At 37.9% G+C, this 26,472-nt stretch carries 19 protein-coding genes and 1 pseudogene; 7 read left to right on the top strand and 13 right to left on the bottom strand.

The window, feature by feature from the left end; all coding sequences use genetic code 11:
* The first annotated feature begins 190 nt into the window (after positions 1-190).
* Both JJN12_RS13395 and JJN12_RS13390 read left to right on the top strand, forming a co-directional pair.
* On the top strand, positions 191-1,492 hold the full coding sequence (locus tag JJN12_RS13395; RefSeq protein WP_208430155.1) for an IS30 family transposase: 1,302 nt from the start codon (positions 191-193) through the stop codon (positions 1,490-1,492).
* Between the two features lie 361 nt (positions 1,493-1,853).
* Positions 1,854-2,669 (top strand): alpha/beta hydrolase, encoded by an 816-nt coding sequence (locus JJN12_RS13390; RefSeq protein WP_208430154.1) that lies wholly within the window; start codon positions 1,854-1,856, stop codon positions 2,667-2,669.
* 74 nt (positions 2,670-2,743) lie between these two features.
* Here the strand turns inward: JJN12_RS13390 and JJN12_RS13385 are convergent, their stop codons facing one another.
* The 3 genes from JJN12_RS13385 to JJN12_RS13375 form a co-directional block, all read right to left on the bottom strand.
* Complete coding sequence (locus JJN12_RS13385) at positions 2,744-4,630, bottom strand: heavy metal translocating P-type ATPase (RefSeq protein ID WP_208430153.1); 1,887 nt, start codon at positions 4,628-4,630, stop codon at positions 2,744-2,746.
* A gap of 74 nt (positions 4,631-4,704) precedes the next feature.
* A complete protein-coding gene (locus tag JJN12_RS13380; RefSeq protein WP_208430152.1) occupies positions 4,705-4,923 on the bottom strand; it encodes a cation transporter in 219 nt (72 codons plus the stop codon).
* A 222-nt stretch (positions 4,924-5,145) separates the two neighbouring features.
* Positions 5,146-6,594 carry an ISLre2 family transposase gene (locus JJN12_RS13375; RefSeq protein ID WP_208430151.1) on the bottom strand — a complete coding sequence of 483 codons (1,449 nt, stop codon included), beginning with the start codon at positions 6,592-6,594 and terminating at the stop codon, positions 5,146-5,148.
* Between the two features lie 262 nt (positions 6,595-6,856).
* Here JJN12_RS13375 and JJN12_RS13370 point away from each other — a divergent pair, with 262 nt between their 5' ends.
* The 5 genes from JJN12_RS13370 to JJN12_RS13350 all read left to right on the top strand — a co-directional run bounded on the left by JJN12_RS13370 (position 6,857) and on the right by JJN12_RS13350 (position 11,042).
* On the top strand, positions 6,857-7,543 hold the full coding sequence (locus JJN12_RS13370) for a response regulator transcription factor (protein WP_208430150.1): 687 nt from the start codon (positions 6,857-6,859) through the stop codon (positions 7,541-7,543).
* The gene (locus tag JJN12_RS13365; protein ID WP_208430149.1) at positions 7,540-8,961 is read left to right on the top strand and encodes a sensor histidine kinase; all 1,422 of its coding nucleotides are present in this window, start codon (positions 7,540-7,542) and stop codon (positions 8,959-8,961) included. Before JJN12_RS13370 ends, JJN12_RS13365 begins: the two co-directional genes overlap by 4 nt.
* Before the next feature lie 99 nt (positions 8,962-9,060).
* Positions 9,061-9,780 (top strand): coiled-coil domain-containing protein, encoded by a 720-nt coding sequence (locus JJN12_RS13360; protein ID WP_208430148.1) that lies wholly within the window; start codon positions 9,061-9,063, stop codon positions 9,778-9,780.
* Positions 9,781-9,946: 166 nt separating this feature from the next.
* Positions 9,947-10,606, top strand: coding sequence for a DUF3990 domain-containing protein (locus JJN12_RS13355; RefSeq protein WP_208430147.1), 660 nt, complete (start codon positions 9,947-9,949; stop codon positions 10,604-10,606).
* A gap of 1 nt (position 10,607) precedes the next feature.
* Positions 10,608-11,042 carry a hypothetical protein gene (locus tag JJN12_RS13350; protein ID WP_208430146.1) on the top strand — a complete coding sequence of 145 codons (435 nt, stop codon included), beginning with the start codon at positions 10,608-10,610 and terminating at the stop codon, positions 11,040-11,042.
* Between the two features lie 158 nt (positions 11,043-11,200).
* On the opposite strand, the gene JJN12_RS13345 is transcribed toward JJN12_RS13350, so the two are convergent.
* The 10 genes and pseudogenes from JJN12_RS13345 to JJN12_RS14670 all read right to left on the bottom strand — a co-directional run bounded on the left by JJN12_RS13345 (position 11,201) and on the right by JJN12_RS14670 (position 26,465).
* Complete coding sequence (locus JJN12_RS13345) at positions 11,201-12,493, bottom strand: TIGR02679 domain-containing protein (protein WP_208430145.1); 1,293 nt, start codon at positions 12,491-12,493, stop codon at positions 11,201-11,203.
* A 2-nt stretch (positions 12,494-12,495) separates the two neighbouring features.
* Positions 12,496-16,581, bottom strand: coding sequence for a TIGR02680 family protein (locus JJN12_RS13340; protein WP_208430144.1), 4,086 nt, complete (start codon positions 16,579-16,581; stop codon positions 12,496-12,498).
* Positions 16,582-16,692: 111 nt separating this feature from the next.
* Positions 16,693-17,823 (bottom strand): TIGR02678 family protein, encoded by a 1,131-nt coding sequence (locus tag JJN12_RS13335; protein WP_208430143.1) that lies wholly within the window; start codon positions 17,821-17,823, stop codon positions 16,693-16,695.
* The gene (locus JJN12_RS13330) at positions 17,798-19,306 is read right to left on the bottom strand and encodes a TIGR02677 family protein (protein ID WP_208430142.1); all 1,509 of its coding nucleotides are present in this window, start codon (positions 19,304-19,306) and stop codon (positions 17,798-17,800) included. Before JJN12_RS13330 ends, JJN12_RS13335 begins: the two co-directional genes overlap by 26 nt.
* A 224-nt stretch (positions 19,307-19,530) precedes the next feature.
* A pseudogene (locus tag JJN12_RS13325) lies at positions 19,531-20,247 on the bottom strand (ABC transporter ATP-binding protein); the annotation flags it as partial.
* A 66-nt stretch (positions 20,248-20,313) separates the two neighbouring features.
* A complete protein-coding gene (locus JJN12_RS13320; RefSeq protein ID WP_208430140.1) occupies positions 20,314-21,483 on the bottom strand; it encodes an ABC transporter permease in 1,170 nt (389 codons plus the stop codon).
* A complete protein-coding gene (locus JJN12_RS13315; RefSeq protein WP_208430139.1) occupies positions 21,480-22,355 on the bottom strand; it encodes an ABC transporter ATP-binding protein in 876 nt (291 codons plus the stop codon). Before JJN12_RS13315 ends, JJN12_RS13320 begins: the two co-directional genes overlap by 4 nt.
* 210 nt (positions 22,356-22,565) lie before the next feature.
* Entirely contained in the window at positions 22,566-23,183 is a 618-nt protein-coding gene (locus JJN12_RS13310; RefSeq protein ID WP_208430138.1) for a response regulator transcription factor, read from the bottom strand.
* On the bottom strand, positions 23,155-24,657 hold the full coding sequence (locus JJN12_RS13305; RefSeq protein WP_208430137.1) for a sensor histidine kinase: 1,503 nt from the start codon (positions 24,655-24,657) through the stop codon (positions 23,155-23,157). The genes JJN12_RS13310 and JJN12_RS13305 overlap by 29 nt, the downstream gene beginning before the upstream one ends.
* 140 nt (positions 24,658-24,797) lie before the next feature.
* Positions 24,798-26,465 carry an amino acid ABC transporter ATP-binding/permease protein gene (locus tag JJN12_RS14670; protein WP_208430413.1) on the bottom strand — a complete coding sequence of 556 codons (1,668 nt, stop codon included), beginning with the start codon at positions 26,463-26,465 and terminating at the stop codon, positions 24,798-24,800.
* Positions 26,466-26,472 lie beyond the last annotated feature (7 nt).

Raw genomic sequence — 26,472 nt, 5'->3', positions numbered from 1 at the left:
TGAAAAAGTAAAGTCCGCATTAGTATGGATTTTACTTATTCTAAATACCATGATTAACTCACTGGACTTTACTAATTCTAAAGATTGCATTTATACCTATGGACTTTACTGATTACATATTTAAAATATATATAGTGTGAGAACTCATTAGGTTAGGGTTATATATTATAAACCAAAGGAGTTTTTAACTATGAGCAAATATTTACATCTTTCTTTAGGCATGCGTTCCGATATAGAGGTTATGCTGGCTAAAAAATTAAGTTTCAATAGTATTGCGCAGGCCTTAGGAAAAGATAGTACGACCATTTCTAAAGAAATAAGGAAAAATATAATTATTGAACAAAAAGGCGGGTATGGGAGGTCTTTTAATGACTGCATAAAAGCGGCAGAAAAAACCTGCACAAAGAAGCACACCTGCGGCAGATGTTTAAGCAAAAGCAGGAACTGCATGAGCTGTGGTAAATGTATACCGTTATGTGATGAGTACGTTAAACGCATCTGTCCTCTTCTACTTAAGCCACCTTATGTATGTAACGGATGCCAAGATAGAAATAAGTGCCGTCTGGAAAAAAGATTTTATAGGGCAAAGGAGGCAGATAACAGGTACAGGAAAACATTATCCGTGTCAAGAACAGGTGTTAACATAACCGTGGAAGAAATTAAACATTTAGACGGAATAGTGAGTCCGCTTTTGCTAAAAGGACAGTCCATAAGACATATTTTTAATAACCATTCCGATGAAATCATGATTTCTGATAAAACACTTTATTCATATGTTAACAACAGCCTGTTTACCGCCAGAAACATTGATATGCCACGCACTGTAAGAATGAGTCCAAGAAAAAATAAAAGCAAGACATTAAAGGTAGACAAGGGCTGCAGAAACGGCAGGACTTACAAAGACTTTGTGAAATATATAAACGAACACCCTGACTCTATCATATGTGAAGGTGACAGTGTGGAAGGAAAAAAAGGTGGTAAGGTACTTCTTACGCTATTCTTCGTACAGCAGAACTTACAGCTTGCTTTTCTTAGAGACTACAATGATGCCAGATCTGTTACACATATATTTGAAAAGCTCTACATTGAGCTTAGGTCGGACATTTTCGGGAAAATATTCTATGTACTGCTCCTTGATAACGGAAGTGAGTTCTCAAATCCTGAAGCACTTGAATACGATATGCAGGGAAATAGAAGGCTTAGGGTATTTTACTGTAATCCTGCCTCTCCTTATCAGAAAGGCGGTTGTGAAAATAATCATGAAATGATAAGAAGAATAATACCAAAAGGTGTGGACTTTAGTAATTACACACAAGAAGACATAAACCTAATGATGAGCCATATCAATTCTTATTCTAGAGCGAAGTTTGGAAACAGGAGCCCTTATGATGTTTTTGCGTTTCAATATGGCAAAAAAATATTAAAGAGCTTAGGAATACAAAAAATTTCCCCAGATGAAATTACCCTAACCCCTAAGCTCCTAAAGAGATAAACCGGTATTTCCGGTTACAAGATGAGTTCTCATACCACAATAAGGGAGGGGGCGGAAGTTACTTATTCCGGATTCTGGAATGTATCCTCGGCTCCTGTTTGCTATGCGGTAAATAAGAGAAATCTATTCTTGTAAGGCTGATTATAACATTTTTTTCTGACAAAGTACATATTTACTCAGAAATATTTTTTAAATTTAGAAAAAGTAAGTTCCAGTCTTAACTTGAATATAAATAAAGAAGCCTAGATGTGGAACTTACTTTTTCAGTTCACCTCAGATATGTCTGTAGTTGACACCATAAGCTAAAAAGACTATTATTCACTTAAAGATGGTATAGATATAAACCAGGAGGTAAAAGATTATGTTAAATCAGACTATTCCAATCAAAGTAAATGGTAGTGAGGCTAAACTTTATACCTATCTGCTTGATAATTCGAAGGAAATCGATATATACAGAGAAAGGCCTTTAGCCTTAATATGTCCGGGTGGAGGCTATGGTTTCACTTCTGACAGAGAGGCAGAGGCAGTAGCTATTCAGTATCTTGCAAGAGGCTTTCACGCCTGCGTTCTTAGATACAGCGTTGCCCCGGCTGAATTCCCTCAAGCATTGTGTGAGCTTGCCATAAGCGTTGCTCATATAAGAGAGCATGCAAAAGAATATCATGTAAATAAAGATAAAATTGTAATTGTCGGTTTTTCCGCAGGAGGGCATCTTGCTGCAAGTCTTGGTGTGTTTTGGGATAAAGAGTGGCTAAGTAAGGAAACAGGTTTATCCTGTGAAGATATCAGGCCAAATGGGCTTATTCTCTCATATCCCGTTATAACTTCAGGTACAAAGACTCATGGAGGCAGTATCACAAACCTCATGGGCAAAAAGGAGAGCCCTGAGCTTAAAGAACTCCTAAGCTTAGAAAATCAAGTCACCGCCAATGTTCCTCCGACATTTATTTGGCATACACTGACTGATTCCGCTGTTCCTGTGCAGAACTCTCTTTTATTTGCTGAAGCACTGATAAACAACAAAGTGTCCGTTGAGCTGCATATTTTCCCGACAGGCGAACATGGTCTTGCCCTTGCAAATGAGGAGACTGCCGCCAAGGGAACAAGTTCCGGTATAAACAAACGCTGTGAGGACTGGATGGAGCTATCCTGTGACTGGCTTCAGCAGTTAGGGTAAATAGATATGGCTGAATAACAAAATGTGAAGAAACTTCTATCCCTTGCTTTTCACGGATAGAAGTCTTCTATATTCTACAAATCCTTAACCCTCAAAGCCCTTATAGCATTTAACACCGCAATCACCATTACACCTACATCAGCAAAGATTGCAAACCACATATTTGCTATTCCTATAGCACCAAGGAAGAGACAGCCAAACTTGATTACAAGTGCAAATACAATGTTCTGATACACTATTCCAAGGCATTTTTTGGAGATTTTAATTGCCTTTGCTATCTGCATAGGGTTGTCATCCATCAGCACTACATCTGCTGCCTCTATCGCAGCATCTGAGCCCATAGCACCCATGGCTATACCTATGTCTGCCCTTGTAAGCACAGGAGCATCGTTTATTCCATCACCCACAAAGGCAAGCTTTTCCCTGTCTGACTTCCCACTCAAAAGCTCTTCAACCTTTGATACCTTGTCTGCAGGAAGAAGCTCGCTGTATACCTCGTCTACACTAAGAAGCTCTGCCACCTGCTCTGCAGCTTTCTTCCTGTCTCCGGTTAGCATTATTGTCTTTCTTACTCCGGCTTTTTTTAGCTCATCTATAGCGGTCTTAGCATTAGGCTTCACTACGTCAGATATTACAATATGTCCTGAGTATTCTCCATTAATAGCCATATGTACTATGGTTCCTGATAAATGACATTCATGGTAAGGAATATTAAGTCTCTCCATCAGCTTTCCATTGCCTACAGCTACATCACTTCCGTCAACCTTTGCAAGTACTCCCTCTCCGCTTATCTCTTCGATATCCGTCACACGAGACCTGTCAATTTCCTTTCCATAAGCCATTTTAAGGCTCTTGCTGATTGGGTGGGAGGAGGCGCATTCTGCAAGGGCTGCATACTCTATAAGCCTAGCATTTTCCATCTCACTGTGATGAACTGCACTCACCTCAAACACTCCCTTAGTCAGAGTTCCTGTCTTGTCAAAGGCCACAATCTTAGTCTGAGACAGGGTTTCAAGGAAGTTCGAGCCTTTTACCAGTATGCCCTCCTTGCTTGCACCACCTATTCCTGCAAAGAAGCTAAGAGGTACACTTATTACTAAGGCACAGGGACAGCTTATTACAAGAAAGGTAAGTGCCCTATATACCCATACATCAAAGTCAGGGGAAAGGTTTAAGAAAAACATTCTCACAAGCGGAGGGATAAAAGCAAGTGCAAGTGCGCTATAGCATACAAAAGGAGTGTACACCATTGCAAACTTTGAAATGAACTTCTCAGACTTTGACTTTCTAGTCCCACTATTCTCCACAAGCTCCAGTATCTTAGACACTGTAGACTCACCAAACTCCTTGGTTGTACTAACCTTTAGCACTCCATTTATATTAATACAGCCACTTATAATCTCATCACCCTCTTTAACATCTCTTGGCAGGCTCTCTCCTGTGAGTGCACTGGTATTGAGGCTTGAATTCCCCTCTATAATGACGCCGTCAAGAGGTACCTTTTCTCCGGGCTGAACTACAATTACACTTCCTATGGCTACCTCATCAGGGGATACCCGGCTAATCTGACCGTCTTCCAAAAGATTCGCATAGTCAGGGCGGATGTCCATAAGCTCGCTGATATTTTTACGGCTCCTTCTCACTGCATAGCTTTGGAAAAGCTCTCCTATCTGATAGAACAGCATAACTGCAATCGCCTCATTATAGTCTGCACTCTTCTCATAGATAGCCAAGGCAAAGGCTCCAATTGTAGCAACTACCATCAGGAAGTTATCATCAAATACCCTCCTGTTTAGCATCCCTATTCCTGCTTTTTTAAGTATGTCATAGCCGATTATGACATATGTCACAAGGTAGAGACCTAAGTTTATCACTCCCTTAATGTGGAGCAGGTTCAGCGCCACAAGAAGGACTATTGTAATAAGTATTCTGATGAGCATTTTTTTCTGTTTCTTATTCATACCGCTCCTTTTAAGTTTCTATTTACAGTCAGTCTTAGCATTCTAGCAAGTTTATTGCCCCACTTCAGATATTATTAAATATCTATCTCACAGTCAGGCTCCACCTTCTTGCAGGCCTTAAGCACCTCTTTCATAACAGCCTTCTCATTCTGTCCGTCTTCAAACTCAACAAGCATTTTCTGAGCCATAAAATTCACTGCAGCATCCTTTACTCCGGCAGTCTTCTTTGCGACATCCTCCATAAGGTTGGCACAGTTAGCGCAATCAACTTCGATTTCATAGGTTTTCTTCATAATAATCTCCCGTCATCAGCTTTATTTATCAAACGATTAAATATATGTTTAATCGTTGCTATTATATTATCACTCTTATTTCATCTTGTCAACCCTTGGTTTATCCTAGTTTGTGTCAAGTACTCGTTGGCAAATTTCCTTACCTTTTTCTTTTATCATTGTTTTTTTATTTTTTTGTATCACAAACAAGCCCAGATTATGCACTGAACAGATATTTTTTCTTTAGTTGCCAAGTATAAAATTTCTTAATGCCTTTCTACCTGCTGTTAATGGCGTACCGGTTAGTGGAAGGCTTCCTCTGCCTACTTCCATATATGGAAGCCCTTTACCGTCTCGTAACGGTGATTTTGAAGCGCTGAGAGGCTCTTTTATCTCGCTCTGACTCTCATCAAATATCAATTCCCCAGAGTAACGGCAGACGGTCTCTATAAGGTCTTTGTTTTCTTTCCTGCACAGAAGCTTCGCAAGGTTATCAGCTCCTGATTCTGACCATCTCATGCGCCTGTGCTTCATTCTCAGCGTTATCAGTGTACAGTTTTGTGTTTCCTGTATACCCATGTTTTTATAAATGATGCCTTCTACAGGTTCTGGGAGTTTTATTCCCCGCTTGTAGTACGGCAGCAGCCCTTCTCTGTTATTGTGAAGGTAGGCGTACAGTTCCTCGGCTTTTTTACAGGTTTTATCGCTTTCATCTTCGCTTTTACTTACTCTTATATACTCACGTATATAAGCAAACATTTCTTCAATCTTCTCAGAATCAAAGAGCCTTCGTATATCCTTTTGTACAGCTTTACTGCTTATTTTCCTTAAAATTTCCTGATAAATATGGTATCTGTCAAGCTGAAACTCCGCCTCGTCATCATAAGGCTCTTTTATCCAGCTGCCACCATCTCCATTTAAGATACGCCTGCCTATTTCGTCAGGGTTATATTTCTTCTGTATCACGGCCTCTCTTTTATTGTGGAATCCGCTGCTTCCATCCATGCCTGCAAACACCACTTTCTCCACTAGAGTGCTGCGCCCTTCCTTTTCCTTCTCCGCATCCCAGCCTTCATACATGGTAAAGACCTTCATCTCCTTTTTACCCATGCGTTTATGCCCTCTGCCCTGCATCGAAAGCCATACTCCATCCATTTCCTCAAAAAGAACTCCGATTTCCCTTTTCCCATCAGGTCTGCCTGCCTTCATCTTCTTCACATCAAGGTCTTCCTCTGATGTTATCCTCTGGCCAAGCTTCTGGGCTATATTCCACACGCCTCCCGCACTTATGGTCTGTCCTGTAGAAGAGCTTAACATCTCAGCAGATGCCCTGTACGGGAGTTCCGTAACTGAATTGGCGATCTTCTCTGCAAGATTAGTAGATATTAAGCCTATCTTCTCCATACCCATTTGTTCATCAAGAAGATAAACATGGGCTTTCGTTCCATCTCTAAGCCTTGTCTGGTACACCCTTCTTTCATACTCGACATCTCCATATACGGTTCTTATCGAAGTCTTTCTCTTTCCTTTATTCCTATATTTAGAAGTATCCCTCTCTTTTGAAAGAATATCATCATAGTTTTCAAGTATGATTTTAGTGTGTTCCCTGGCAAGCTTGCAGGCCTCTTCAAAAATTTTCTTCTCTAAGGTCTTGAATGAAATCTTTTTTTCTTTTACAATAGCATTAGTCATACAGTTTTTTTCCTTTATGTTATTTTTTTCTCAAATCAATAATAAAATAAAACTGTATGATTGGGAAGGGGGCAACCCCTTCTTTTTTTGCTATTGCCAATTATAATTATACACTAACTTTATCCTATAATCAATTTCGTATTCTCTAATGTATTTAGCATCATTATAAAAGAATTGGAATCTATATATGGAGACTTATCTTTCTTGTAATTTCCCCCAAAATGTGCCAATATAGTAATAACAACTTTTTTAAGGAGTTACTATGGGAAAAATATTTATAGCTGATGATGAAAGGAATATAAGGGATTTACTTGGCAAATTCCTCGAAGATGCAGGGCACGAGGTCAGGCTTTTTGAAAATGGTGATTCTCTCCTTACAGAGCTTGATAATTCAGTCCCTGATATAGTGGTTTTGGATGTAATGATGCCGGGGATTGACGGGTTTACAGCCTGTGGCAGGATAAGGAAAGCCTATCCGGACATCACCATTCTTCTCCTTACTGCAAGGGATACGGATGCAGACTTTATGACAGGATTTATGGCAGGCTGTGACGACTATCTCACCAAGCCATTCTCCCCTCTAAAGCTAACACTCAAGGTAAATGCAATACTTAGTAAACTTGGGAAAAATGAAAAAAACACAGATGAAATGGCTTTTGGAGACCTCTCCGTTGATGTCTCTTCATTTTCCTGCAGGGTGCTTGACAGCGAGCTTAAGCTTACAAAAACTGAGTTTCAGGTGCTTTCCCTCCTACTTTCCACCCCTGAAAAGGCTGTCTCAAGGGATAAACTCCTTTCCGATATCTGGGGCTACAGCGAGGTCGAAACAAGGGTTACTGATGACACTATGAAGAGACTTAGAAAAAAGCTGAAAGATGCAGGAAGCAGAGTTCACATAGAAACTATCTGGGGCTTTGGCTTTAAGCTAACCTTATCGGAGGCAGTATGAAGAAGAAAAAACTTTTACACAGAATCTTTGTTGTACCCTCCTTTATAGTGTTATTTTCGCTTCTTGCCGTATTTATTCTCTTTCAGATAATTTCCGACCAGTATGTTAAGGCACTTACAAGTGATGCCCTTAAAAATGAAATGGACAATATTGGAAGTGTTACATTTTTTGCAGAAAGTGATGACGAAGATGTGGAAGACACCGCCCTCATAGTTCCTGTCATGCACCTTGTAATAGATGCAGGCGGCAATCTCGTCTCCCCTACTCCGCCTTGGTACTATGATTATGAGGTAAAGACAGCCAGTGCCCTCGCAGGAATAATAGCGGATTCGCCTGATGCCTACAAGGATTCCCACCACAAGCTGAATGTAAACGACAATTTTTATCTGGTTCAGGCTGGGGATTACAAGGGCTTTATTGAAAATGGTGTCTTCGTTCCTGACAATGAGAGCAAAGACAGCAAGGACTACTATGTACTCTTTTATATCAATATCACCCCTATGCAAAAGTTCATAGACAGGGTTAATCTGGTGCTAATGGCAGCTCTCGTGCTCTCAGGCATTGGCTCCATTTTCTTCCTTTTTCTTACCACAAGGCAGGCAAATAAGGACTTTGAGGCCCTTAAAGACTACCTCATTTCTATCGGTAAGAAAGGCAGAGAAAGCTTAGCAAGCCCTGAGTCCAATTATTCTGAAATAGAGGCTGTTATAACAACAGTCAATGAAATGTCTGAAATGCTTGCGGAGAGCGAAAATATACAAAAGAGATTTTTTCAAAATGCCTCCCACGAGCTTAAAACTCCCCTCATGTCCATTCAGGGCTACGCAGAGGGGATTAAGTACCATGTCATACCTAAAGAGGAGGCAACAGATGTCATCCTAAAGGAAAGTGCAAAAATGGCTGACCTTATCAATGAAATCCTCTTCCTTTCCAAGATGGAGGCTTGCGAGCCTGAATTTGAAGATGTAGATATATCAGCAATTATTGCTGAAGTGGCAGACAATTTCAGGCTTATGGCTAAAGAAAAAAATATAAATATCATCTGTGAAACCAAGACAGCATCAATCGTATCCGCTGACGTTAAGCTCATTGAGAGGCTTATATCCAATCTTCTTTCAAATGGGATAAGATATGCAAAATCAGAGATTACACTCTCTTGTGAAACTTCTGACAAAGAGACGATTATTAAGGTTTCTGATGATGGAGACGGTATAGACAAAGAGGATATCCCACATATTTTTGAGAGATTTTACAAAGGAAAGGGAGGTAAGTTTGGCATAGGACTTTCTATGGCAAGCGATATAGCAAAGCTACACAAAGGCAGGCTGGAAGTGGTTTCAGGAGAAAATGGTACCATCTTCACTCTCATTTTGCCACAGATTTCCCACACTTTTTCCAAGAACTCCTTACATTTTTAAGGAGATTTTACCTAAATTTCTAAGCTATACTACATACAGATAAAGGATAACACATAAGTTATCAAGAATAACACAAATATAGAAAGGACGGTAAATATTATGAAAAAATTAGCGATTTTATTAGTAGCAGGAAGTTTGATTGTATCAGGAGCAGCTTCCGGATTAAGCACAGCTCGTGCAGCTGAGGAAAAGAAGCCTTCAAGCAACAAGATGGTAGATAAGGATATGAATTTTATGGAAACCGATGAAGATTTCTTTGCTTATCCAAGTGATATGCCATCTAAGGCTGATCAGATGAAGGCCCTTGAGAACTTCTTAAAAAATGATGGCAAGCTCACACAGGCTGAAAAGCAGTCCTTGACCGAGAACTACAAGAAGCTCTTAACCACACTTGAGAACATCGACAAAACCTACGAACAGATATACAAGGTTACAAATAAGCTTACCAACAACTGGGAGATAGAAGATAAGTTTGATGTTCTTTCCAACAAGAATGTAGAGCTTTGGAACAAGATATATGATAATGCGACTGATGAGGATCTTGAGATAGAAGATAATATAGAGTTTATCAAGTCTTCAAAGGCTCTTACCGGCAAGGAAAAAGATACTCTTATCAAGACTCAGAAGGAAATCGATGCTCTCGTTGTAGAATATGACAAGCTCTATAACAAGGTTGAAAAGGCTACAAAGGAGCTTAATGCTAAGCTTGACTCTCTGTATGAGGATTCAGAGAAGCTTATGAATAAAATGCAGCCTTTAGCAGACAAACTCGGCAAGAAATTCAAAGAAAACTTTGGTTGCTGTGATTTGTACCGCTAACACCTGTATTATAAAAAATGTATGTGGAAAATACAGTAACAAGGGTTACGCCTTATCTTAGGGCGTAACCCTTGGTTTGTCCTATAATTGACTTCTACTCTTGTCTTAAAGCATTTCGTATGCGATAATGTATATAACATCATTATAAAAGAATTGGGGGCTATATATGGAGACGTCAAAGCTTATACGCATTAATGAGTCTATAACTCTTTATCATGGCTCAAAATCCGGCATTAGTGGGAATATTACACCAACAAGCAGAGAACACTGCGATTTTGGAAAAGGATTTTATATGGGCACCGAAAAATCGCAGCCTCTCACACTAATTTGCAATTATCCAAATGCCAGCCTTTATACCCTGAATCTGGATTTAACAGGTCTTGATATTTTAGATTTGAATCTGGATTTGGACTGGGCACTGTTTGTGGCATATAATCGTGGTAAAATGGACCTTATTAAAGGCTCTTCGCTATACAACAGGTATGCTGACTTAGGTAAAAACTGTGATATAATAAAAGGCTATATTGCAAATGACAGGATGTTTATTGTATTAGACCGCTTTTTCAGTGGGATAATCACTGATATTGCACTTATTCACAGCCTCTCAGCCTTAAAGCTCGGTGAGCAGTATGTAGCCTTAACAAAGAAAGCCTGTGATAAAATTGAAATTATTAACAGCCAAGTCTTAACAGATGGCGAGCGTGAAAACTTAAAGCAAGAAAGCGAAATAAATCGTTCAAAAGGTGTTAGCTTAGCCGAGGAAATCTGTAGAAAATACAGGCGAGAGGGCAGATTTTTTGATGAAATCTTAAATATGGAGAATTGAGATGAAAAATTTTACACTCGAAAAAATGCAACTCTGTGATATACAGGGAAGACTTTTTGAACTTGCACTTAAAAAAGGTTATGACTGTCCTTCTTTCATAGAAGCCTTTATGAATAGCAGGGTTGCTGCCTGTCTTGATGATGTTTACGACAGAATGCAATGGGCAGGCGAAGAATATATGCTCGAAGAACTAGGTGACGAGGTAAATGGGCTTAAAAAAGCAGGTACTATTTTTGATAATGAGGTAATGTATTGGACGGGCTATTGCTACCGTTATTGGCATTATTATACAAATGAGTCAAGCAAGAGGATATATACAATCGCAGACGCTAAAACCATGAACGATTGCTGGCAAGGTTTTCACACCCTCGATGTAGAGATGGCAATTGAGAACTTGAAGGAAATATACGCTCAAAAACAGGCTATGAATATTTAATATTCCACTTAACAATTAAGCTTATAACCAAGGATTACGCCTTATCTTAGGGCGTAACCCTTATTTTTTACCGATTATTTGTCTTTTTCATCACTTATATAATGTCTTTGTCCTTATTTGCCTGAGTTTTACAACCTGTTCTTCTGCTTATATTCTAATCACATAGGAGAGTTTACATATTCCTCTAGCATACTCTCCTGGTAGGCCGCACGCCCCTCTTCTCTCATAAGCTCTGCAATTTTAAGGAGGGTAGCATCCCTAACTCCATCCAGTTTTTTAATTCTCTGCTTGGTCAGTTTCTCTTCCGACATATACTTTAGATATATGTCCGTTTCATACTTCCAAAAGATCAGCCTTTCTCCATATCTTTTCTTAAGTCTCTCCGCTATAAGAAGACCTTCAGGATCAAAGTCTCCCGCATAGGAAAATACTGTATTTTTGTCAAACAAGTCTAAAAGCATAAATACTGCCCTTCTTATCTGTCCATAACTGCATATGAAAGCCTTTTCCGGAAAACGGCTTGTAAGTATGGAAAATACTGCCGGATTCTCAACTATATATACCCTTCTATCTACGCTGTTTGTGAATGTTTCTTCCAGATTCGCAAGTGTAAGCAGGCTTAACTTAACCGGTTCTTTCTGGTGAAGAAAGCCTTCCATCCCCTGATGCAAACTGCCATCCACGCATCTTCCTCTTATTCCGTAAGCTATTACATCATTCGACAGAGTATCCTTTATAATGCCTGCCTTAAACAACACCTTACTTCTGTTCTCAGCTTCTAATAAATCATCTTCATATCCGAAGCGAAAATAATCTCTAAGAAATGCTGTAAGAAGATTCCCTGCCAAGGTGTTATCATCAAAGAAATGCGGATTCCCGGCAGTTTGTGCGGCAAACACAGCAAGAAGTTCTTTCTTTTTACCTCCCTGAAAGTAAGGTAGCATAGGAATTGCTTTAATTAGCTTTTGTAAAATAATCTTAAGCTCGTTTTTATCTGCATTGTAGCTCCTTGCAATGACCACTGCACCATCTGCACCTGTGCAAAACACCCCGGTTAACCACTCCTTTATATATGCTTTATCTGCATATCCCGTTAGTTCTGCCAGATATTCTGCCCTTTTGCCCACGTCCTCTTCGCTCTTTTCTTTATTGGTACGAAGCTTTATCCCAAAGTAGTGGGTAATTATATCTAGGATAGTTAGACTACTAAACCTGCTTTTTAGTAATGCCTTTTCAAATAATTTTGCAGAAACTCTTACCTCTTCTTCTGATGTAAAGTCCTTCATCAAAAAGCTTGATATATCCTCTTTATCACCTGTGCTAAGTCCTGTAAGCACTGCTATCCCGCCTATCTTTCCATGACTTTCATATTTCTTTTTAAATTCATTAAATAGCTTTTCATAGACAGGCTTTTTCTTAAAATACTCTACCGCTTCATTTATCTCAGACAAAATTAGCCCCTTTCACTTACACCATCAACCAGCTCTCTCCTTGTTCCATTCCATCTGTATCTGATAACTGTTACATACTTTGCATTTTCAGGCCTTACAAGCTGATAGATAGCAAGAGCAGGAACGGTATCATAATCTCCCCACAGACTTTGTGAGTTAATCACGAAGTTGAACTCAAACTCCGACATCAGCCTAAACATATCCCTGATATTGGTCTCGTCAACTCCTGCAAAGGCCTCATCCAGTGCTACGAGTCTAGGCGCATCCTCCCTTGCTCCCTGGTACTTGGCAACAACAGCAGAGAACAGCGGCACATACATAGCCATAGCCTTCTCTCCACCACTAAAGGTAAAGAATACCCTATCCGTTAACTCCTTCTTGTTCTCTCCTGCCCTCTGATACATCAAAGTAAACTCATACCATTTTCTATAGTCAAGTATATCCCTTATTACCGCATAAAAGCTCTTCATTCCGCCTGATTCTTCTGTCGCCTTCTTTGCTTCATTTATCTTAGAGCGAAAATGCCCCGACAGATTAGCGGAGTCCTCAGGCCTAAGTATCTCCTCATCCCTCATAAGTATATCAACCAGAACCTTCGTCCCAAGCTCCTCTTCCTTTTCCGCCTTCTTTGGCTTCCAAGCAAGGCTTAAGGTTAAACCACTGGAGGTTTCCATTGATTCCATCAACAGCTTAATCTTTCCTACCCATTTTTCTGCAAGACGAATCTTTGCCCTTATCTTCCTACCCACAGTCCCTATCAATATGTCTTCATAGATTTCCCTGTCACTTTCTTTAAGGATGTTTTCAAGCTCCAAGACCTCACCATCAAGTGCACTTACAAGGCCACCGAATTTTACCTGGCTTCCCTTGTATTTTGCAGAGATATCAAGCCTTTTCACATTTTTAACACTTCCGTAGTCCACAGCTTCCCCGGTAAATAGATATTTCATATTTACGTTATATCTGGTAAGTCCTCCCCTGTATTTATGGAAGGTTTCCTGCAGTCTCCCAAATACATCTTCCTGCTTTGTATCGCCCACCGCCTCTCTTAGGCTTAGTCTAAGCCTTTCTGCAAGCTTTAACACTTCTTCATTTAGCTCTAGTACCTCTACAAGCCCTAGCTTTAACTCATCCTTAAAGGCTCTTTCCATATCATCTCTATGTTTTAGTCTTGACTCAAGCTGTGGCTTAAATCCCTCAAGGCTCTTTTCGATATCAGCTTCTTCCTGCTTTCTTCTTCCAAGAGTCATAGAGGCTTCCGTTCTTACCGGTGGTATCTCATTAAGCCTTTTTTCTATACTGTCAATCCTATCCTTTATCTTATCATAATCCGTAAGTTTTAACTGCTCCCTTACCGAATCAAGCCTTGCTCTTACGTCCTTAAGCTCGGCTCTGTCTGTAGAGAGTTCATAGCGTATATTGTCAAGGTACTCTTCTACCTCAAGAAGATTTGTCTCCTTGGAGCATATCAAGTCAAGCTTTGCAAGGTATCCTTTGTGCGAAGAAGATAGATTAACAAGTAGAACTCTATACTCCTCAAGCGCTGTATTAAGTTCTTCAAACAGACGAAGGTTTGCCTTTACATAGCATTTTCCACAAGCTTCACTGGCTGCAAGCCTTATTTCATCCAAAGCTTTTTTCTCACTGTCTAGCTCTGTTTTAAGCCTTGCTATATCCTCTAGTATCCCCTTAAGCCTTTCCCTTACTTTATTTAATTCTCCAAGAGCTGTATTCATACTGTCAGGCTTTGGAAAACTCTCCCATTCCTTATTAAGCTCTTCCTCCCTCGCCTGTATTATCCTAAGATTTTCTTCCTTAAGCCTTATTCCCTCCTGTAAATTCCTAATATCATTCTCAAGTTCATTTATTTTTTCAATCCTGTAGTTTTCTCTGGAAAGTGCTCCTATGAAGCTTGCCTTATATTCTCCTGTGGTTTTTCCCTCTATTACTCCCAGTCCATAGCTTCCGTTTTCACCTATCCAAGTTCCGCTGTTTTCGGTTTTCTTTAGGGAAATGCTTGAGAGAGCTGCATTTATCTTGAAATTTGAGAAAATATTATTGTACTCTTCCTCGATTTCAAATTTGTTAAGTATATTATCATTTACAGCCTTGACATCATCAAAAATGTACCTGTCACCAAGTCCCTTGTCAAAAGCTAGCACCTTATCCCTGTCCTTACCCGAAACTATGATAGCATCAAGGATTCCCATGTCAAGCAGAGCCTCTTCAAGACTGTTTCTCTCGTCTTCCGCAAGGTTTGCTGCAAAGTCCACCGTCTTATAAAAGTTTAAGAATTCAATGCCCTCTGACCTTAGTTTTTCTCTATTTTTTATTACACTTTCCTCTCTTAATGGCTCAGGGTCTTTTTTATTCTGCCACTCTGCTAGTTCTAACTCCTTACCTTTTATTTCTTCTTTCAGAGCAAGGGTCTCATTATCTATTCTTAGCTTCTTCTCAAAGATTTCTCCATAAACTCTTTCATAAGCGGGCTTTAGAATATTTTTTATATCATAATAATTCTTGTTCTCGTCATAGTATTCTATTTCTCTTTCTATACCCTGTAAATGTGCAGTATCGACATGTAGCTCTACATTCCCCTTTTCCCAGGCATATACCTCTTCCGTAAGCCTTTGTTTTTCGTCATGTAAGAGTGTCTCACACTGCCTCTCGGTCTTTTCTAAATCATCCTGCTTACTCTTATATTCATCAAAGACTTTTAGGACTCTGTCATATTTATCACTTTGTTTTGCCTCCTCTTCAAGAAGCCTCTTTCCTTCCTTTGCCTTGGACGCATAGTCCTCGAAGGTCTTGGTGTGAGGCTCAAAAGAATATTTTTCATTTTTATTCTTTTCAAGCTCCTCCCTCATAAAAGCAAAATCATCAAAAGGTACTGACTCAAGCTCATTATCCATCTCATTAAGGATAGACTCACAGGCCTCCCACAAGGATTCCGCCTCGTCTTTGTCTTCTCTAATCTCCTTTTGTAAGCTTCTCTGTCTTTCCTTCTTATCCTCTTCCCTCTTTTCTTTATCCTTTATGGTATCTTCCAAAGACAGAGCTTTGCCTTCAAGTCTTCCTTCATTTTCCTTAAGCTTTACTATCTCTTCACTTCCTAAGGAGTTCTTCTCTTCCTTTAATCTGTTTTCTTCACTCTCAAGCTCTTTTAACACAGTATCTTTTGATTCAATCTCCCTTTTTACGTCTTCAAGCCTCTTTTGACTCTCTGTTTCTTCTTTTTTAAGTTTCTTGTAATCACCTTCCGCTTCCAAAAGAAAGCCTGCCTTGTTAAAAAGCACAACTTCGTTATATAGCTTATATACTTTTTCTATCTGCTTCGCCGAAGCGAGGCTATCCTGCAGATTCTCAAGATTTAGCTTAGTCTCATCCATCTTCTCAATTGCATCTGACATAGGCTTTAAGTCGTCATCTGAAAGAGGCTGCAAAGAACCGCTAAGTATCTCACTTATAAGGGTGGGCTTGAGGTCTTTAGACAGCTTTGGCGCTCTAAGCCTTATAAGTATATCGATAAGTTCCTTATATTCATCTTCATTTTCAAACCCAAAAAGTGTCTTATTTACCGCAGTCAAGTACTCACTCTGGCTCTCCATCACCCTTCCACCCTCTGCTAACTTGTTCTTAAGCTCAGTCTTTGAAAGGGTAATCTTGCCATCCATTTCCTTGTACAAAAGTATATCTTTCCCTATCCTTCTGCTGTCAGTAATCTGAAAATACCACGACTCTAAGGATTTATTTCTTCTTGCCCTTATACCTATGCCAAATGAAGCATACTCTTCATTTTCTTCTCTTTTAAGCTCCATATAGAGGTAACCTGTTCGCTCTTGTCTGTCATCATCCTCTTCAAGAAGATAGTTCTCCATTTTCCTTGCCTTTGTACCAAAGGCATCAAGCCTCTCAGGCCTCATATTTCCGTCTAAAAGCAGGGGGATGAGGCTCTGCATGGTTACAGACTTACCTGAGCCATTCGCTCCCCTAAGGAGCATCCTCCCATCATCAAACACAAATTCCTCGTCATCATAATACCAAAAATCCACAAGACCTACCCTGTTTATCTTCCAGTTGCTATTCATCTGCCTCTCCTTACTTTTCCTATTCCACACAGCTACACCAAACTTATTGCTAAGAGTGCAAACCTCTTCACTTATAACTGCTGCTTTTTACTATATCTATACAGTGTCCGTCTACGCATCTGTTGCTAAGTAATCCTTTGGATATCTTCCTGCCACCTTACCTACGATTGGATTGATTCTTACATCGCCACCAATATATTCTACAAATTGAAGCTCCTTCATATACTCTGCTGTCACAGTGCACATTTCCTTAGTTGTCATATCTCTGTAGGTCTTTGCAAATCCGCTTCCATACAGCCTCTTCGTTTCCTCAATCAATTCATCAAAGCTTTCTAGCGATAAAATAATGCTCTCATCTATACCCGGTTTAAGTTTATTTTCATCTATTCTCTTAAGGATCAGGTCATTTACAAGGAGTACTATATCAGACAAAGTATTGTCCTCAGGAAATGACCTCCCTAGTCTTGAACCCTCGTTTAACACCAGGTAGGCGCTTGATTTATGTAAATGAAGACTACAGTCAAACAGTCCCTCAAAGTCATCTGCTATTATCCCCCTGAAATTTCTTATATAGTTAAAATCCTCTTCCGTCTCTTCATTCCTATAAAGCCCGGGCGAGAGCAACAGCTTTCTGTAGACTCTCTGCCTGCGCACTATTCCCCTGTCTTCGTTGGTATCTATAAAGTCTCCCTCTTCAAATTCAGATATGGACTTGAAGTTTGATATGTCCTTAGTGAAATTCCTTACAAAATACCTGGATGCTCCCGTATTTTCATATAGCACTTCACTTACCCCATCCTTAGCAAAGTCTTCTTCATTGCCATCGTTAAGCTCTAATATTCCTGATGAGACCAGATACTTCATAACTTTGACAAGATACTTTCTACTCCTGTAGACTGTCCAGTCAATCTGCTCCACCTCTACTGTTGTCTGTATGTATTCTGTAAGCTCTGAAAGGACAAACTGCTCTCCCATATCCTTTTCTTCTAAAAACATAAGGGTAGTCAGGAAAATCACATATTCCATCTTGTCGCCAAATTCTCTTATTCCCATCCAGCTTTCAGCTACAGCGGGGATTTTCTCAAGCTTTATAAGATATGGATTGACAATCACCTGAAATCCAAGCTTCTCTATCAAAAACTGCTTAAACTTAGGCAGCTCATCTCTTACAGAATAATACAGCTCCCTGTCCTTTGACTTTAATATCCATCTTTTACTAAGCAATACTTCCAACGCCTTCATCTATTTCATCCTCAAATATAATTTCATAAGACGGCATGTACAACACTCCGTCTTCACTTTTAATCTCACACATTTCATCCTTAACAGGATATATAAGCCTGAATCTTTTACCCTCTTCAGTCTTACCCCTGCCATCTTTATTTTCCAAGGCCTTTGATATCCAAGTTAAGAATACATCCCTCACAAAAGGAGTTATCTCAGGTAAATCCTTAAATACAAGCTTCCCGTCTTTTATATAGCTTGTTAAGAGTTCTCTTTCAGCTGCAAGCTTTTCTATGGTTGCAAGCCTAAGTTCTTCTTTTTCCTTATAGTTATCCTTAATTCCGCTTCTTTTTGCTTTTTCCCTATAAGTCCTAACCCTAGGTATAACAGTTTTTATAGAAGCCTTTTCTTCATATACTCCGCTGTTTATGCTCTCTGTCTGCCTTTCTCCTATTCCCTTTAAGTGGAGTACTGTCTCTGTACCAAAGACAAGTCCTGCAAAGCAGTGAGCTTCATTTATATCCTCACATTCATAAAATATCTCTGCCAGCTTTTTGTATTCTTCCCTCCTGTTGGCACTGCTGCCTCCGCTCTCGCTTATCCTCGCTGCATAACCTGTTATTTTGCGGATTATCTCATTGGTTGTATCAAAGACCTTAACTACCTCGGACTCCTTGCTGCCATCACTTACAAACCAGTCTTTTATACTATTAAATCTTCCCTTTATATTATCAAGAATTATCTCCACATCCACAACAGTTTCAAGCCTTGGGATAGATAACTCATACTGAAATATCCTGTTTATAAGCGACTCTACCATTGTTTCCTCAAAACCCTTGATGATAGCCTCAATAATCCCTACATTTGTCTGAAGTCCCTTTACAAAACTCCTCAGATATTCAATCAATCTGTCCTTAAACACCAAGAATTCCTTTGTACGCATAAGGTTTTCAGCCTTCACACTGTTTAGCTCCCTCATATAGTCCTGATAATTCTGATTAAGCCTCTTAAAGTCATTGTTTAAATCATTCCAGTACGAATACAGCTTCTCATCATTTTCCTCTAACATCGAAGGAAGACTTGCCAGGCTCATCCTTATTCTCTCAAGGAGGCTCGGCTCTAAGGAAGAGCTTTCTATGAAGAGATTCTCTATCCTTATTATCATTCGCTCTATTTCTACTGCTGTCTCGGATAGCTGATAACGGAATTTTTTATTGGCGAATTCCTCCAGAGTTGCTGCCCTTCTTGTATCCTGCATAGCCAGAAGGTTGCCCCATTCAGTAAGAGTCTTTAAGTCCTGCTTACACTGTTCTATGTTGTATTCTGCAAAGTATGCATCTTCTTTTAGTTCCTCAAAAACCTCTTCCTGATATAACCAATATTTCAATTTCTCATAATTTAAATAAAAGAGCCTGATAATGGGGCGGTATCTGTCTGAATTGTCCACATTCAGATACTTCGCCTCCACTACAGGCTTCTTAATAATCTCACTGACCTTCATAAGCGTTTCCCTTCTCAAGTTATATAAACTCTTAACTAAATCATACGCTTATTATATGCCAAATACCCCATTTTTACAATGTACCTTTAGAGGCTATTTCCTTCTCTTTTGTTTTTGCGATGCTCTAGCTTACCAGACTTAACCAAGGGTTACGCCTTATCTTAGGGCGTAACCCTTGGTCTACTCTCTAATAGTTATCTTTAATCAGGTTTAGTCCATATTCTTTACCCCATCTCCACCATTTCATCCACAATATTCATAGTGGAATCCCTGTGTGAAACAAGGAGAATGGTTCTGCCCTTGCTCCTCTCCTTTAGAGCCTTCAATATGATTCCCTCATTTAATGAATCCAGATTGCTGGTTGGCTCATCTAAGAGGATGAAAGGCGCATTGTAAAGGAATGCCCTCGCAATACCAAGTCTTTGCTTTTCTCCACTTGAAAGGGTATCTCCAAGCTCGCCTACCTTAGTATCATAGCCCTTTGGAAGCCCCAAAATAAACTCATCTATTGAAGCTGCCCTTGCAGCCTCCCTTATTTCACTAAGCGTGGCATCAGGCTTACCAAGTGCGATATTTTCAGCTATAGTACCTGTGAAAAGGTGGGTTTCCTGAGTCACATAGCCCTCAAGCTTTCTTAGATCCTCAGTAACTATCTTCTTTATATCCTTCCCTGAAATGAGAATCTCACCACCATCAGTCTCCCAGAACCTCATAAGAAGCTTAAGGAAGGTAGACTTACCTGAACCGCTTGCTCCGTGTATGCCTAATATCCTGCCCTTCTTTATCTCCAAAGTGAAGTCTTCAAGGATAATCTTATCACCATAAGAGAAATCTACATTCTTTGCCTTTACTCCCGAAAACTCCTTAAGAGACACCCCGTTCTTACCCTTTTTAACCTCAACAACCTCAGGTTCCTCCTCAAGTAAGGCAAGCACACGCTCTCGACCTTTTGCTCATATCATACTTCATAATATTTCTTTTATAAATTGTATTTCTACTTACAGTAATCATTTATTCATTATTGTATTCATTGAATTTTTATATTTTATATATATCAACGGTAATATTAAAATCGAAACGCAAGTATAAAAAACAAAAATAAAAGGAATTTGTTTAAACACTATATTTCCAATCTGATATATATACGGAATACGAACACTATTCATTACGTTTGTCAATTGATCCGGAGTCAGACTAAAGAATGTTTTAAAAGGTAATGCTCGCCCAATGAATGGAGATACAAAAAACAAGACAAACGATAAACCAATAGCAAGACTTGAGCTTTTGAAAACAGTCGCAATCAACATGGATACTGCTCCTGATAGCAAACAAGCTACATATCCGGATAAAACAATAATCATATATAACCCTCTCATACTAACTACATACATTGAAAAAGGACTGTATACTTGGTATAAGGTTGATGCGCCGCTTGTTCCCATTACTCCAAAACATATAATTGATAATAAGCTTATGCCGATCCAATAAACTAAACTTGTAACAATTAATCCTGCATAGATTTTACATTTGACACATTTACTTTTTCCATATTTGGTAGAAAACAATACAAGGTATATATTGTTCTTAAACTCATCGGAAAATATCCCTGATGTCAAAAAACTTGTAATAATAATTAATATTAAACTATAAGTTGTTGCATATAAAAACATCGTTTCCCAAGAATCCGCTGCTTCATAATAGAATGGTGTCTTTATTTTTTTATATTGTTTCTGTAAAAAATCTATCTTTTCAATAGTATCTCCGTTATCTTTGCTTTCTAAATCCAAATTCTTTCTATAAATCTCATAAATTGATGATATCTCATCAGAAGTTGCCTTTGCTATTTCATTCCCGCTAAAATTTTCTTCCAGATTACCTTTTAACATTTTACTTGCTCTGAAAATAATATCATCCGTTGATTGCCATTCCCCATTCTTATATGATTTAACAATTTCAGAAAGAGTATCCGATGTTATTTCCCCCTTCCATTTATTTTTTTCTTCTATTAATAAACGTGGGGAAGATATACCTTTTTTGATGTTATCATTAGAATCAACAAATCTGAAACTATCTATGGCAAATATACTAAAAACTATAGCACCTAAAAAAGCCGCTATAATTAGTAAACGATTTTTTCTATTGTTAAATACTTTTTTTATTTCTAATTTAGTCATCATAATATTTCTCCTTCTCTTCCAAAATAATATAAGAAAGCATCTTCAAGAGTTTTTTCTTCTTCCTTAGCACCTGATATAGGAGTTTCTTTGGAAATAATTCGTAGTTCTACTCCATTTGAAGTAGATTTAGAACTGACGACAAGAAAATTTTTTAAGTAAAAATCAACTTTATCCCTATGAATATTACAAGTCCATGCTTTTGTATCCAAAGATGATATTATTTGCATAGGTTGTCCTTGCAAAAAAATTTTCCCTTTATTAATCATTATTACTTCTTCTGCTATGTGTTCAACATCCGAAACGATATGTGTAGATAAGAGGACAATTTTATCTCGTGCAATTTCACTAATCAAATTTCTAAATCTGATTCGTTCATTTGGATCCAACCCTGCTGTAGGCTCATCTAAAACCAACACTTTAGGATCATTAATCATCGCTTGAGCAATCCCTACACGCCTTAACATACCACCTGATAAGCTTCTCATTTTCTTCTTTATTTCTTTCTCGAGCCCAACTTTTTTTATTAAATAATCAATTCTTTTTTCTGCTAAATCAGTCTCTATTCCTTTTAAACAAGCAATATACCTCATATAATCAAAGATATTCAAGTCCGGATAATATCCAAAATTTTGAGGTAAGTATCCAAGTATTTCTCTGTATTTTCCATCAAGCTTATAGATATCTTTTCCGTTAAACATAATGCTTCCACCACTCGGTTTACTTAGAGTACAAATCATATTCATTAATGTCGTTTTACCTGCACCATTAATTCCTAATAGTCCATACACACCGTTTTTCAAAATAAGACTCTGATTGCTAATCGCCTCATACTTACCATACTTTTTAGTTACATTGGTTAAATTTAACTCCATCTAAACCTCCTCCTTGTTTATGGTCTTTGATTTTGTAAAAATAGAATAACCTATTAAATACATAAAAAAACCACCTTCAAATCGAAGATGGATTAATAAACCACAAAACTCACTCAGTAACCATCTTTCGATCTATTCGTTATACTATTTTCAGGATAATAACAGTATATCTTTGTATAAATCAAAAGTATTGGTACTAATGTGCAAAGTTTAAAAGATATTTTTTTTAATATAGCCAAGCAGCGTTGCTTTTCTAAGCATTTCTTGATAGTTTTTCACATCAAGCTTATCATAAATTATATTCAAATGATTCGCTAATGTTCTTAATGAAATAAATAATTTTGAAGCAACCTCATTTCTTGTAAATCCTTGAGCATATAAGTTTATAATCTCTAATTCCTTGTCAGTTAAATCAGTTAACTTATCTTCACTTATTTTAAAATGTCTTTTGCCTTTTATTATTTCTTTTATAATGTTGTATAACTTATCTGTTCCAATATCCTTATTAAGAAATCCAACCGCTCCGCTCTTTTTAGCCTCCTTTTCAAATGCATAATAATCATATCCGGTCAAAATTATAATTTTACAATCGGGTTTTTCCTTCAAAATATTTCTGCACAATTCAAGACCATCTATATCCAGTATTTTTTTTATATTGATGTCTATTAAGAGCAAATCAAAACTATTACTCAATATCTTGCTAATTATATCTCTTTCAGTAGTCTTATAATCAACAGTTTCAACACATTGAATATCGGAATATCTTAACAAAGAGTTTTTTAAGCTTTCAGACAAAAGCCTATGATCTTCTATTAATAGAATTTTCAATGATATCTCCCCCCTTTAATGGAATGTTTATTATTATAGTAACCCCTTCATTGTTCTCTACCATAATCTTTCCTCCTATCATTTGAACTGTCTTATAAATTCCAATTAGCCCGGAAAACCTGTTATTTTCATATAACAAGTTCTCATCCAAGAATCCCTCATCATTAAACGCTTCAATGCTAAGAATAGATTTTTCTATACATATTTTTATTTCGGCAAAATTAGATTCCGTATGCTTATAGATGTTATTTACCAGTTCCTTAACCACTCTTAGCAGCAATTCATCATATGGGTTTTCTAAATAAGCTTTCTCATCACAAAATAGATCTAAAACAATTTTTTTATCAAAATGACGATTTTTTATCTGCTCAATATTTAAACATAAATTTTCATATAACGATTTATCTAAATATATAGAAGGCGTCAAATTATCAAGCTTTAATCTTAACTCATTTATGATATTAGATAATATCTCAGAAACTTCTTCTTTGGATACATTCTCATCATCCATAGATTTCTTCAAATAAATAATATCTTGTAGGATCGAATCATGTAGATAATCTGCTATGTCCTTATTATATTTTAATTCATTACTCAGATGACTAATCCTCATCAAATATGTATTTTTAATTTTTTCTTTTGAATGTATTCCAAATTTCGTATAGTTCACAATAACATAAACAAAATTAACTGTTAATAAGAGCAATATCTGAAGATAATAAAAATTTGTAAGAAATACTAAGATGCCAGCAACCAATAAACCCATCAAATATTTTTTTATTCTAAAAACAATTCCAGCGTAATAACTCAAAAAAATATTTTGAATAGAATACTGGAAACAACTGATAATTAAAAATAGTCTTACTGCCGAATAGCTACTATCTAATAATCCCATTTTTATATACAAGACTCCAGAAAAAAGCCACGATACAATCAGAAATGTTATTATGTTCTTTTTGTATTCCATGTAGTTTGTTATTCTTCTGTAATGTATCATAAAATATATAATCGGAATAAACATTACAGCTAAAACAGATATAAACAAATACCACTCTAATAATTCATTTTTTGATGAGAATATAATATACCCCACCAGCGAATAAATTGTAACCACTATAGAGATAACTATATTGTAAGTACGATAAATCTTATTATCCAATATAAAATGCCAATTGCTTAGTAGCAATAAAACCATTATTAATAATAGAATATGTGCGAAATAGCTATCTACATCTTGTAGATAAATAAAAGAAACAAATAATAATATAAAACTTGAAATCCCGAATTTATATATCAAAAAATTACTCATTCTTGTTTCAAACATTTCCATTAACTGTATACAAAAAACATTAAAAAAATACATAACGATATAGTGTCCACTGCTTAATTTATGATATGAAGTAAGAATCAAAAAAATACCCATTACTCCAATATATCCTATTTCCAAAAATACTTTCAACGCTTTATTATTCATTTTATCAATTCCTTTATCCTATATATTAAATAATAATTATGTTAATCTTCCTAATAAATGTAGTCTGATTAAGATATTTATGTTTTAATCTATTTAAAAGCATTAAAATTCTAATCTAAAGAGACGGCAGTTCAGACTCTTTACCCCATCTCCACCATTTCATCCACAATATTCATAGTAGAATCCCTGTGTGAGACAAGGAGGATGGTTCTGCCATTGCTCCTCTCCTTTAGAGCCTTCAATATAATTCCCTCATTTAGAGAGTCCAGATTGCTGGTTGGCTCATCTAAGAGAATGAAAGGCGCATTGTAAAGGAATGCCCTCGCTATACCAAGTCTTTGCTTTTCTCCACTTGAAAGGGTATCTCCAAGCTCGCCCACCAAGGTATCGTAGCCATTTGGAAGCCCCGAAATAAACTCATCTATTGAAGCTGCCCTTGCAGCCTCCCTTATTTCACTAAGTGTGGCATCCGGCTTACCAAGTGCGATATTTTCAGCTATAGTACCTGTGAAAAGGTGGGTTTCCTGAGTCACATAGCCCTCAAGCTTTCTAAGATCTTCAGTAACTATCTTCTTTATATCCTTCCCTGAAATGAGAATCTCACCACCATCAGTCTCCCAGAACCTCATAAGAAGCTTAAGGAAGGTAGACTTACCTGAACCGCTTGCTCCGTGTATGCCTAATATCCTGCCCTTCTTTATCTCCAAAGTGAAGTCTTCAAGGATAGTCTTGTCACCATAAGAGAAATCTACATTCTTTGCCCTTACTCCCGAGAACTCCTTAAGAGACACCCCATTCTTGCCCTTTTTAACTTCGGCAACCTCAGGCTCTTCCTCAAGTAAGGCAAGCACACGCTCTCCACTTGCAAGGGTCTGATTCAGATTATTGGAAAGGGATGAAAGCGCTACAACAGGTCCAAAGGAACTCATCATAGCAATAGTTGATATCACCACAGCTTCAAAGCTTATCACTCCATTACTATAGAGAATGAGAGTTAAGAATAACATTCCATAAGAGAATAACTGTATTGCTCCATTGGTAAAGCTGCGCTGTCTTCCCTCTGCCTCAGCCAGCTCTTCCTGTATCTTAGCAAGTTTCACCGACTTTTTATAAATTGCCTTTTTCTTCTTCTCTCCCGCACCATATTGAATGGTCTCATCTATACCACGAAGCTCACCAAGTACAAAGCTAGACAGCTCTCCCACAGAGTTTCTAAACTTCATTCCAAGGGCACTTCCCCTTCTGCCATTAACGACAGGGATGATGGCACCTATTACCACATAGGCTATGAGTGCAAATACACCTGCTACTACCGAATAACTGCCTATAAACACCGTCATTATAAGAGATACGATGGCTGCAATGGCTATCGGAGATATTGTATGGGCATAGAAAACCTCCAAAAGCTCAATATCAGTAGTTATTATAGAAATGAGGTTACCCTTGTCCCTGCCCTCAAGCTTAGCAGGGCAGAGCTTCCTAAGTGCCTCAAATATCTTATGTCTGATAACCGCAAGTAGCTTAAACGCTATGAAATGATTGCAATACTGCTCGATGTAGTGGAATACCCCTCTAAATACAGCCACAAGTACCATAGCTGTCATTATCTTGCTTACTTCCGCACTAACTCCCGCATTTTTAGAGAGATAATCCACAGCGCCAGTGAGGAAGCCTCCTGTAGCAAGGCTAAGCGCCTTCGCTCCAAGTATGGTAAGTGAGATGGCACAGAGATAGCCGGCTACTCCAAGCAAAATAGCAACAGCCATTATATGCAAAAGTGGCTTTATAAGGACTATAAGCCTGCCCATAATAGCA

Source organism: Catonella massiliensis (assembly GCF_016651435.1).
Taxonomy (GTDB): Bacteria; Bacillota; Clostridia; order Lachnospirales; family Lachnospiraceae; genus Catonella; species Catonella massiliensis.
Note: the sequence above shows the minus strand (reverse complement) of the source record. Positions and strands in the feature narration are given on the sequence as shown.